Source organism: Paenibacillus woosongensis (assembly GCF_030122845.1).
GTDB classification, from domain to species: domain Bacteria; phylum Bacillota; class Bacilli; order Paenibacillales; family Paenibacillaceae; genus Fontibacillus; species Fontibacillus woosongensis_A.
In genome coordinates this window covers 1,217,451-1,229,656 of the sequence record NZ_CP126084.1, presented here as the reverse complement: position 1 = coordinate 1,229,656, position 12,206 = coordinate 1,217,451, and the positions used below count along the sequence as shown (strand labels likewise).

Genomic DNA, 12,206 nt, shown 5'->3' with positions numbered 1-12,206 from the left:
ATGCGATGATTCATTTTAATAATCTTATGTGGATTTTCCCAAAATAATCCCCACCACAAATATAAAAACCATTACCCTTCCCGCACCTACTCAGATAGTTAATATGTCAAAATATAGACTGGATAATACATTGATTTCCTTCACTCAAAAAATAAAAAGAACGCCAAGCTAAAGGCGTCCCTAAATGCACTATATATAAGTACTTTCATGGTCTTCGGTTTGTCGTGCCCCCTCTAAATATTGAGCTTATCTTGAACGCCGTTTGAATCCAGCCCGTTTGTGCAACTGGATAATCAGCTCATCCACTCTTCTGCTCTGATCTTGCAGCGCGTCGTTATCGTGGAGCGGAATTCCATCCGCCAAAGATTCGTTCCCTAGCTGATTTAATTTCTGCTTTTCCACTTCAAATAATTCAGTCCACTCTTTCATCCATTCATCTCCTTATTAAAATCAAGACGATGATTATAGTTGAGCAATTTGTGTAAACTCTTAGTTCCTATTATGAAGGAGTTTAAGGGTATATTCTGTAGGACTCTGAGTAAAAAACGATCTAAAGACGCTCAGATTCGCTGCCGAGCGCCTTTATTGTTTTATTGGATATCAACCATATATTGTTTTCTCGCTTACTCGCTGCGGACTACGCGGAAGCCCTGATCCGGGCCGATGCCATTGGCCTCAAATTTGCCCCGGAAAGATATCTCATTGTTCCTGACGTCGCCGATCCAGCCGCCGCCCTTCACGACCCGAAAAGCGCCGCTTTTACTATCCAACTCTTCGCCGTACCAGTCCCAGCACCATTCCCTTACATTACCTGACATATCAAAAAGCCCTAGCTCGTTGGGTTTCTTGGCACCGACGGACTTTGTTGTATTACGGTTACTCTCGATCTTAGGCCAGTTCCAATCTCCGGTTAAGTATTCATCCCCGGCGTTTTTCCAATACCATGCTACTTCATCTGCATCATTGTTTCCGCTATAGGTGTAGCCCTTGCTTTCCTGGCCCCCGCTTGCTGCGTATTCCCACTCAGCTTCTGTCGGCAATCGGTATCCATTGGCTCCCTCATTGATTGTTACTGTCCATTTTAAATTATCGTGCTCGCTCTCATTATTCCGATCTTTTTTATTCTTGTTGATATTGTAGTATGGCTTTAAGCCTTCTTTGATACTACGCTGATTGCAGTACTCGACAGCGTCGTACCAGCTTACGGTCTCTACCGGCAAATCATCGCCCTGGAATCCTGAGGGATTGCTTCCCATAACCTCCATCCACTCTTTCTGAGTTACCTCATATTTACTAATATAAAAGTTCGAGAGGGTGATACTTTTTCCGTAATAGTTGGATTTTTTATTCATGATCGTTCCACCCTGGACGAACACAAGATTATCATTCTTTATGGGCGTTCCGCTTTGTACTGATTTTTCCTGTGAACATGCGCTGACAACAAATATATTGGCCATGAATAGAAATATTAATAGTTTTCTCATGAATATATCTCCTTCAAAGTACGTATGTTAGTTCTAGAAAGGTCATATTTCAGCAGTACGTAGGTAAGTATCCTGTGTTGAAATATATAAGGCCGCCGGTTGAGGGTCCGGCGGTCCTTAACAATATCAATGATAAGAAGACTTTCTCAATATTCTGGAAATTAGGCGCTTACTTGTTTTTTAATTGGTTACTATACCGGTATTACCACACTGTTACGTTAGAGCTTCCACTGCTTTGATATCCTTCCGTCGCTAGCACCTGGTAAGACCAGTTGCTTCCCAGATTCATTCCGTATCTCTTCCATGCGTTAACATGGTTGCTGAAAGTGATAGCGACGTTGCTTCCGGTTGGTCTCTTCGACTGTCTGACGCTCCAGAATTGCTGGAAGGTCTGCGTGCCGTCAATGGAAGGTGCATTGTATCGCATAGTCGTGTATACATCATATGTGCCCCCATCGCTAGTCACAGTGCCTTTATACGTTCCGGTAGGCCGATAAGTTCCCCAGCTATCCACAACGTAGTATTCGATGAGCGCGTTTCTTGTCCATCCATACAGCGTCAAATAGCCATTGCCAGAAGGTGCCCAGACACCGGCATTGTAGTTGATTACCCTGTTCGGCGATCCCGTATTCCAGCCTTTGCCGACAACAAAATTCCCGGTGTTATACCATGTGACACTGTAATTTCCGCCAGAACCATTGACCGCATTTACTGTTCCGCCGCCATCGGTCCAATTTTGCCAATAGTCCGTCGCTGCGTTCGAGATTGCTGCAAACATCCCAAAGCTCATAGATGCTGCAAGAATAGCCGTCAACATTTTCTTCTTGAACTTAAACATCATACCTACCTCCCAAAATATTTTTTGTCACTACTTACCTACACACTACTTGTCCGTTGTTTCTCCTTGCCGAACATCACTTGTCTGTGTCCCCAATTCTGCTAAACTTCTTACTATCACCTCCCAACTTAGTAAATTATAGAATGTAAGCGTATACATAACTACCATGAAATTAAAGGTTTATCCTTACTTTTTTTACATATTTTAAATATATAGAAACTGTCTAGTAACCGAGATTCTAACGGGTTGCATGAAAATTTTACCGCCACAAAAAGAAAAGCCCTCCTACTGTCAATAGGAGAGCCTAGACGTTCATGACCTTTTTCGCTAATTCTATATTTAGAGTTTGAATATATTTGTCATTTGTTCATTCCTGCGCCTGCAATCTGGCAAACGATTTTATATCGTCTCTGTACTGAGCGTAAATCCTTCGATGACGGCATCTTCGTCAACCTCAATCAGGATACATCGTCTTCCTTGATAATTTACCTGCTTCACATACTTTAAATCCTGTGGGCTAACCGAAATTGTGGCAACCTTCGTATCGATCTTAATCGACTTTGACGTAAACTTCGGCATAACGCTGCTCGCCTTCAGTTCGTAGTTCCTATCATCGACGATCGTTTCAAACGCCCGTTCCACTTTTTCAGTCGTCACGTTCTCTACACCACTTACCGTTAGCACTTGCTCCACATCTTTATAATCCAGCCTCGGAGGCTCTTCCTCCTCCTCGTTGGTTTCAATCACTCGATGAATTTCCTCATACACATTTGCAAGGGTAGTCGCGTCCAGTTGTTCACCCGCCACTTCCTTCACGATATCTTCGAAGATGGCTCTCTCTTCCCGTGCCGTCACGGATCTTTCGGCATTCAAGACCTGTTCGATGAAATGCGAACTCGGTTCATTCGCTTTCCCCGTACAATACAGAATACGGTTTACATCGGAATAATTGTCCGTCACACTGGGATAGAAGAACCCTTGCTCCGGCGAACTGAGCTTGATGATCGGGTCTACATTGACGTTGTATTTAAATTCTCTTTCTACATAATCAAACAAAAGAGTTTTCCGTTGCTGCTCCGTGGAATTCACGCTGCACAGAATGAACGGATGCGCGAACACTTCATTTTTCTCGCTCTCCTCGGTCTCTTCATTTCTGCCCTTGGTCGGCTGATAGTATTGTCCGCGAACGAACGTGACCACCGTATCCCGTTCATATTTGACATCCACTAGCATTTTGTCCACCAGCAGCAGCAGCAGGTCCTGCCATTCCTCCGGATCACCAGTCACCAAAGCCTGGTGAAGCAGCACCCGCGTCGGCTCCTCCACTTCTTCCTCCTGAAACTTCAACTCGAACAACTTTTGATCCAATTCACCCGTCAGCAGTTTCTTGAAATTACCCATATACAACTCTTGCTTCTCTCTGTCCAGTAAGGCAAACGCCTGCCGCTCCCAATGATAGATTTCGTTGCTTTCCTTCATAATATACACGTTGAGAATGTCGTAAATGTTCAGCAAATCGTGATCCAGCTTAAATTGCTTGCGTATATGCGCGATTTCTTTCTTATTCATGGTTCGTTAGACAACTCCCTAAGAAGTAAATTGATCTTATCAGTATAGACGATATAAAAACCCTTCGCTAGAAGAGCTTTCTATTGTACAGCGTTGTCATCAATAGGCTTTGCAATAATTTATAGATAGCCTGTGACAATAGAAAGCGGAGAGCCCAAGTCTAGCTGGCTCTCCGTTTTCATTTCTTCGCCGACGGTGATCGACACTCCTAGAGCCTAAGGACTCGTAGTGACCAAAAGGTCTGCAAATGCCACAATCTCTCCACCATCATTAACAGCTACTACGCGCAGCATATAAGCCGTATCGGGCTTAAGCTCAGTAAGCGATATAGTTTTTTCACGGGTTGATCCGAACAGCTCATCATCAATATAGATGTGATAGTTCAAGTCTTCAACCCCAAAATCATCCCAATACAGGTTAATAACATCCACCGATTCTTCAGTCATCATATTAGCTATGACAGAATAGAGTCCGAATTGAAAGGATGCTTCGGCTACTCCGCCATTGCCATCATCAGCAATAATCGTGATTATAGTTGAACCCATACCATATGGAATAATAGTTATAATAACTCCTTCTGCTTCAACCTGTGCAATAGTGTCATCATCCGAACTGACTGTATACGTTAGCGTATCGCCATCGGCATCATGGAAAACCTCGCTCGCATCTATTTCAAATCGCATCTCTGTGTTTACCATCCGATCTGAGATCGGGTTGATGACCGTAGGTGCGGTATTGGTCGGTTCTGGTTCTGGTTCTGGTTCTGGTTCTGGTTCTGGTTCTGGTTCTGGTTCTGGTGATGGCGTTGGCGTTGGTGATGGCGTTGGTGATGGCAATGGTGCTGGTGCTGATGCTGGCGGCGGCGTTGGAGCCTGTGGCCGCTGTGCTGCCTCCTGCAGTTGTTTTAGTCGCTCCAATGCTTGCTGCTGCTCCTCGAAGCTCTGTCTTTCTGCTTCCGAAAGTTTCTGCTTTAATAACTCCTCCGCTAGCTTTGCGGCTTCTTCTTGTTTCTGCTTGTTCTCTTGCTCCTGCCGTTCTTTTTCTGCTAACAATTTTTTCAATAAGGAAGATGAGCCTTGTTCCGCTTGTTGACGCTGCTGCTCACGGAGCTTGTCTTGTTCCTCCTGCCGCCTCTTCATTTGGTCTTCCAATTGCTTCTGTCTTTCCTGCTGCTGCTTCTGCTGCTCTGATAATTGAAGCGGTGGGACATTATCGAGATCGATTCTATTAGTAGTGTTCTTATTGATCTCATCGATAAGTGCTTTTAATTGGTCTTCATTCATTTTCTTTTGATCAAGAGCCTGCCTCGCAATATTAGCTAACAGGTTCTCTAAATTATTCTGATATTGTTCAAGATCGACTTGAGACATTCCTAACGGAAGGTCACTAGGGTTAGACCCGGAAGCTCCGTTCTTCATTCTCTCCAGCATCTCCGCATTTTCTTGGTCGATCCGCTGCTTTTGCTTCAACAGCGCTTCGATGACAGCAGGCGAAGCTTGATTAACGAAATCGGCTGGATCAACCGGATAAGGGTTAGCAGACTGATTAGCGCCTGATCCTGGGATCATTTGCTGCGAAGGATACACAGGGCTCGGACTCTGGTTCGTTCCATTACCGCTTGACTGAACAAGACCACTGCCTACAAAGAGACTCGACTCTCCTGTAATAGGATCGATACCCACAAAAAATTGGGTTCCGCGAACGTCGTTCACAGCCGTCGGAGTCAACATTTTGAATGTATCCTTTGCGTTAACGAGAGAGGTTACGCTAGCCCCAACCTGTCCGCTCCAAAGGACAAAGCTTGTGTGATTGACATTCGACGCATTGCTTAAATTTGAAATATACAGCTCCGAGTTTTCGCTTATCGTTATTTCATCCTTGCGATCAACCGTTCTCAAAATCGCGCTTGAATTAAATTCAGTAGCGATTTGATCACCGTGATGAAGGCTTATGCCGTCATAAGCTCTAAAGGCCAATGAGCCGCCCGCCTGCTTTACCCATACCGTTCCTTTAATCTGATCCAGTTTCGCTGCTCTCGAATTACGATCAGCTACAGGCAGCTTATCGACGGCTTCTGCTATTCCTCTCAAAATAACCGTCCTTGTATTCTGATCCCATTCTACATCTGCTCCAAACGCCTCACTGAAATATTTAACTGGGATATAGGTTTCGCTAGCTTTGATATAAGGCGCTGTATCCATCTCTTGCCGCTCTTCCACATCAGCTGCTGCATTCTTGATAGAAATCACATGACTTCCTACCTGCAGCTTGATTCTCACATCGCCCTTTGTTAATTCAATTGCGCGCTCGTTATCATTAAATCGAACCTCATAGCCCATCGCTTCACTTAACGCTCTAACAGGAACCATCGTGTTTCCCTTTGCAATCTCGGGCTGCGTATCAAAGCTAATGATTTGATCCTCATACACAACCTTCACTTGATCATTTTGCGGCAAATTGCTCGGAAGCTCGTAAAATTCAAGCTCGCGAATTTTGTTGTTATAGCTGTCCGCAATGAGCAAGTTGCCATTTGGCAAAGCGGCTACATCTGTCGGATGATGAAGCAGGTTGTGACCGTTAATGCCGTCTACATGACCAAATTGTGCAGGTACTCCAGCAATTGTACTCACTTGTCCATTCACAAGATAACGAATCGTATGGTTTAAGCTGTCAGCAATAATCAGCCCTTGCTCCTCCGTGACAGCAATTCCTCTAGGAAAACGAAAGCGAGCTTCTGAGCTGGACCCATCCGCATAGCCGCCTCCAGCATACAGAGCGCCCTTCGCATACACAGGCATCTCCCCTTGAGACAAGCCTGCCGCCGTTGAAACAGTACCTTCCGCCAAATCTATATAACGGATAACATGATTGCCTGTATCGCTTACATATAAATTTCCTTTATTATCTATTGCAACGCTGGTAGGCTCATTAAACTTGGCTGCTGACAATTCACCGTCCGCATAATCGCCCGCAAGAACCGCATAACCGCCAATAACCTCGATGACACGATCAGATGCAGCGTTCAGCGTAGTGACCTGTCCATCAGGTGTAATTTGTCGAATTAAATGATTCAGTGTATCCGCAACATATAGAGTTCCATCCTTAGCAACAGCAATATCCTGAGGTTGATAGAATCTCGCTTCTTTACCTTTCCCGTCTTCATGACCGAGAATGCCGTCTCCAGCAATTGTTGATACCATTCCATCTTTTGAAATTTTACGAATCAGATGATTTTCTGTATCCGCGATATATACATTGCCTTCCGAATCCGTATCCATGCCCGAAGGACCGTTGAATACAGCCGTTTGCTTCGTACCGTCGTTCCAGCCTCCACTCGGAATTCCACTGGCATCTACGTCTAGTATAAAGCCCGCATAAGTGGAAACCTGACCATTCTTAATCTGTCGAATCAGATGGTTCCTGCTGTCTGCAACAAGCACAGAGCCATCCTTCAATACAGCCATTCCCTGCGGCATACGGAAAGACGCTTCCAACGCTGCTCCGTCCCAATCATCAAAATCACCATTGCCTGCTAACACGGATACGCTTGTCAGAGCTTCATGGTTACCGCTCGAAGGCAGCTCATTTTGTATAGCAGCTGCTCCTGCAGCTCCAACTGCTCCTGCAATCGTGTTTCCAATCAATGTCAAAATCATGAAAGCCATTATCAATTTACGTCCTATTACTCTCATATTGTCCCACCTTCTGTCCCTAAATTTTTCAATGTGATTATTATCGTATACAATGAATGCACACATCACAAAAAAACTACTCTTCGAGGAACCCCCCTATCTTTCGAGCCTAAATGACAGCATAGATCGAATGATAAGGGAACGTATCCTACGAAAGTAGTAGAGTGCAAAAAACTATCCTTAATTTTTAATAATATTTAATTCTTTCGCTCGCACAACGGCTTGTCCCCGCCGCTTCACACCAAGCTTTCCAAAGATATTAGAGGTATGCGTCTTGACCGTCGTTTCCGATATGCCTAATCGTTCCGCAATATCCTTGTTGGATAATCCCTCTGCAACAGCAGTTAATACTTCAAATTCCCTGTTTGTTAACGGTTCAATCAAATTCTGATTCGCCAGTTCTGGAACAGATGGAGCACGGTCTTCTGCAGCTGCCGTCTCCTCCTGCAGCAGACTCGAATAGATCATTCGTGTGGCGATAAGCTCCAGTACATGCAAATCACGATCCGTAAACACACACGACACATGCCGATTTTCCAAATACAGCAACAGAGGCGACCGCTTCTTCGGAACCCTAATCGGCATGCAGAGGATCGATTTCGGGCGCTCGCTCTGTATATAAGAGTCCTTCACATAGTAACTTTGGAGTGCATCTTGCAGCACAACCGGTTCATTGGTCATTAGCACATGTCGCAAGATGCTTTCCGAATATGCGTGGGAAATCTCCTGGATCGGCGCTTGTTCTGACTTGGCTTCGATCTGATAGCAGTCGTCTCGGCAGCTCAGTACGTATCCGTGATCCGCGCCCGCTTGCCGAAGTGCTGCCTCAAGGAAGCCCTCCTGCCACTTGTCCTTATTCAGCTTGGAAGACAACGTGACAATCTGCTGCATAAGTTCGTCTCCAGTTATCAAATTTCTGCGCTCTTCAGATGCGTGATGCTCCAGCATTTCTACATCTGTATCCTTATTTTCGATCTCCAAGATCTGATCTTCTCTTGGCTTCAATGCATCATTTAACAGATCATCATAGTCATCTCGGATCTGCGTCACCTTGGAGGTGAGGCCCCATACAGAATAAGCGGTACATGCATCCATCATGGCGATTGTCGCTCCTGCACGGCTCTTTACGATCGTATGATAATACACAGCCAGCCGTTCACAAGCAATGCCTTCCATTAAAGCATACTGCTCTGCTCTCGCTCGATTAACCGCAGCTGAATACTTCTGCAGCACATCCAACTGATTCCCTTTGATTCGTTCCCATTCCGCTTTCAAAAGCAGATGTGCAGAGGTGTCTGATCCAAGAACTCCCTTCCATCTTTGCATTTTTCCTAGTTGTGTGCGGATTGCTCGTCGAATGCGCTTACGTTCATGGTCATTCACTTCAGGGTATAATGCAGCCAGCGTCAACGTTTCATACAAGCGCTGTTTACGGATTCGCACCCAATCGGACGCAAACTCATTCTCCTTTGCTCGCCCAGCCCAGTACATAGCTTCCCTGTAATAGCCGGATAAATAAGCGGCTTCCAGCTTGCAGACATAGCTGTAATTATCCTCACTATCGTGTTCTGAAGCATCTAACGACTCCGGGATAGCGACGAAGCTGCTCTGCAAAGTCTCATCTTGCAGAGCTGCTACATAGCTTCTTGCAATCTGTACGATTTCCAGCGTCTTATCATTTGCGTTCAACCGTTGATGATCCTCAAAGTAATCCAACAAATCAGATAAAACAAACAAGCTTCCATGATGCGTAATAAGACATGTGATCACAGCCAGATTAGCAAAGTCCTTATCCCCCAACTTCACCCCGCGACGCATCGCCTTGTTCAGATAAGCTGATGCCTCTGCAGGAGAATCCAATTGAATAGATAACGCAATAATATAATCGAAGCGATGATTCGACCACGTACGAAAAAAATCTTGGTTGGTTGCAGCGCTCAAGCTGGGAATTGGAATAGCTCGGGTATAGTGCGGAAGCGCTCTCTGTATCAGAATTTCATACGTCATGATAATATAGGCCAGGTTCTCATTGATTCCCATCTTGATCCCATAGCGAATAAATCTGGCCAACAGATCGATTAAAGCCTTTGCATTGTACATGAGCAGCGGTAAAGAAACCATTTGAATGAACCAGCATAACGTCTTATAATCTTCTTCGTGATTAACAGGTAATTGATGAAGCTTATTATGTACTCTAGACAAGAGCAGTTGGGTATGCGCTACTTCCTTAAGAATTGACACATTAGATGCTTTAGTACGCAAGTTCCATCCATAAGCTGCCAATGCCTCCCTCCCATACTTGATCGCAATCTCGTCCTCAACAAAGGTATGCATCTGAATCAAGGGCGTCCAGATCTGTGAACGTTCTGCCAGAGTCATTTCCCGATCATGCTTCGTCAACTCCAGTAATAGCTCTCTCGCCTGTTCAATATTGCTGCTCATATATTCATTCCAAGCCAATGCCAGCTTCAACTGAACATAAAGCGAACTTGAATCACTTTCCGGGTCTCCACTTACAAGCTTCAGCCCCGCTTCGGCATATCGTTTCCCCATGGCATATTTCCCGCTGTCGAGAGCATTCCGCGCTGCATGAAGATTATACTCAGGAAGCTGCGCCATCTCCTCCGCTTCCATATAGGCAGCACCAAGATTCAGATGATCGGTCGGAGCTAACAGAGTCTCGTCATTCCATTCGAGCTGACGGTGCCGCAGCAGCAGCCTCCCAATCTTCAGATGCCTAAGCGCGTTCTGTTGCTCATCAAATACATACGCCATCTGACGCATATGATCATCCAGGAACAGATAAAGCAACCTATCATCTTTATATCTAGGCTCCGTATCATCCTCACGGCATACAATTCCTGCTGCCTCTGCTTCCTGCAGCAAGCGAAATGTTTCTTGTGGCGAATAGTCACACGCTTCCGACAGGAGCGATAAACGAAACCCCGGTCCAATAACAGCAGCCATGGACAACAGCATCTTCGTTTCATCGGAGAGATTGGCAAAGCTCGCCTCCATCAATGAAAGATTAGGCTCCAGACTGCTCATGGTTCCTATAATCTCAGTATCCCATGTCCATTGGCGCCGCTGCTCGTCGAAGCTGAGCTTCTGCTCTCTTAACCAGCCTTCCAGCAATTGTCGTATGGCCCCAGGATAACCTCCAGTATGATCATACACAAATCGTGCCAGCAATCGGATTCGAGCCGAGTCTTCAACCATCACATCGGATAAATATTGCCTAATGTCTTCATATTGCAGGTGGGAAAGCGCAATTTGTTCGGCAGGATGAACACGCAATCTCTCTGATAACCAAGCAAGCTTAATTTCGGGCCTCCGACTCTCTTCATCCAAATCACGATTCAGCTCCGTGCGCCAAGCCCCGATCAAGACGAGCCCAGGAATCGTTATCGTTTCCTCCAGCGTAAGCTTGCGAATGACAGAACCCGTTCCTTCATCCACCCATTGCAGGTTATCCATAAACAGAACGAATGGAGATTTACCTTCAGCAAAGCAACGAATCACGGCGAGCAGCAGCTCCTCACATTGATTCTGATCAACTGCTTCCGAGGTCGATTTCTCATCCGACTTTTCTCCAATTAACGGCTTAATCTCAGGCAGTAACGAGACAAGCACCCTTGAGTCGCGACCGCATTCGGTATACAGCCTATCCTTTAAACTCTCTATTACCTCTTGCGGATCGCTCCACAACTGATGAATCCATTCCCGCAAGGCTTGCAGAAGGGGCTCATACGGCTCGGCATATTTCTGTCGATCATATTCGATGCTCCCTGTAACGAACCTTCCGCCTCTGTACGCAATATCCTGCTGAAACCTGTGAATTAGAGTGGTCTTGCCGCTTCCCTCATCACCCGTCACCCAGCGAAACACTTGCAAGCCCTGTAGTGCCTGTTCCAGCCCATCTTCCAACTGCTTCATAGCAAAGCTGCGACCGTACAAAGCATCTGATAGACGAAACGAACGGAGCTTGTCCATTGAGCCTAGCTCAAAAGGAACTAGCATTCCGCTGCTCTCCAGCATGCTCTCGCATTGCTTAAGATCGTCGAGCATTCCGTAAGCGCTCTGGTAGCGTTCTTCAGGTGACTTAGCCAGCAGCTTCAGAATGATCGATTGTAAAGGTCCATCCCATTCCTGCCGAATCTCGGACAGCGGCTGCGGCACCTTATAAATATGTACATCGTCCCAATCCTCGTGATGTTCAGGTCGAAACGGCATTTGTCCCGTCAACATCTCATAGAAAATGACCCCCAAAGCATAAAGATCACTTCGCTGATCTGGCACACGATTGATCCGCCCCGTCTGCTCTGGAGCACGATAGGCTGCATCCCATTCTATGCTTTCACCCAGAATAGCTTCCTTAGGCTCACATTGGATGCTGATATTCGAAGGGTTCAAGTTCCCAATCATTGCAGTCTGATGATGTGCACTACAAACCATCTCCGTTACCAGGATCGAGAGTTGTATAAACTCCGCTAGTTCCATAGGAGAATCCGCTATGTAATTTTTTAATTTCTGTCGATTGTCATTCATCATAAGAACACCTAAAATTTTTATTTAATTCTTATACTTCATGATACGAAGCGATTAGTCAAGCAGTGAAACGGA

6 protein-coding genes are annotated in these 12,206 nt (G+C 45.6%); all 6 read right to left on the bottom strand.

All coding sequences use genetic code 11. The annotated features are described in order from the left end of the window. Positions 1–246 precede the first annotated feature (246 nt). The 6 genes from QNH46_RS05340 to QNH46_RS05315 all read right to left on the bottom strand — a co-directional run bounded on the left by QNH46_RS05340 (position 247) and on the right by QNH46_RS05315 (position 12,008). Positions 247–429 carry an aspartyl-phosphate phosphatase Spo0E family protein gene (locus QNH46_RS05340; RefSeq protein ID WP_283927197.1) on the bottom strand — a complete coding sequence of 61 codons (183 nt, stop codon included), beginning with the start codon at positions 427–429 and terminating at the stop codon, positions 247–249. Between the two features lie 194 nt (positions 430–623). Continuing rightward, positions 624–1,484, bottom strand: a complete 861-nt coding sequence (locus tag QNH46_RS05335; protein WP_283927196.1) for a formylglycine-generating enzyme family protein — start codon at positions 1,482–1,484, stop codon at positions 624–626. 202 nt (positions 1,485–1,686) lie between these two features. Further along, on the bottom strand, positions 1,687–2,322 hold the full coding sequence (locus QNH46_RS05330) for a glycoside hydrolase family 11 protein (RefSeq protein WP_155609819.1): 636 nt from the start codon (positions 2,320–2,322) through the stop codon (positions 1,687–1,689). Between the two features lie 399 nt (positions 2,323–2,721). Beyond that, on the bottom strand, positions 2,722–3,891 hold the full coding sequence (locus tag QNH46_RS05325) for a DUF4317 domain-containing protein (RefSeq protein WP_283927195.1): 1,170 nt from the start codon (positions 3,889–3,891) through the stop codon (positions 2,722–2,724). Positions 3,892–4,106: 215 nt separating this feature from the next. Further along, entirely contained in the window at positions 4,107–7,583 is a 3,477-nt protein-coding gene (locus QNH46_RS05320) for a stalk domain-containing protein (protein WP_283927194.1), read from the bottom strand. 180 nt (positions 7,584–7,763) lie between these two features. After that, positions 7,764–12,008 (bottom strand): LuxR C-terminal-related transcriptional regulator, encoded by a 4,245-nt coding sequence (locus QNH46_RS05315; RefSeq protein WP_283927193.1) that lies wholly within the window; start codon positions 12,006–12,008, stop codon positions 7,764–7,766. Between the last annotated feature and the right edge of the window lie 198 nt (positions 12,009–12,206).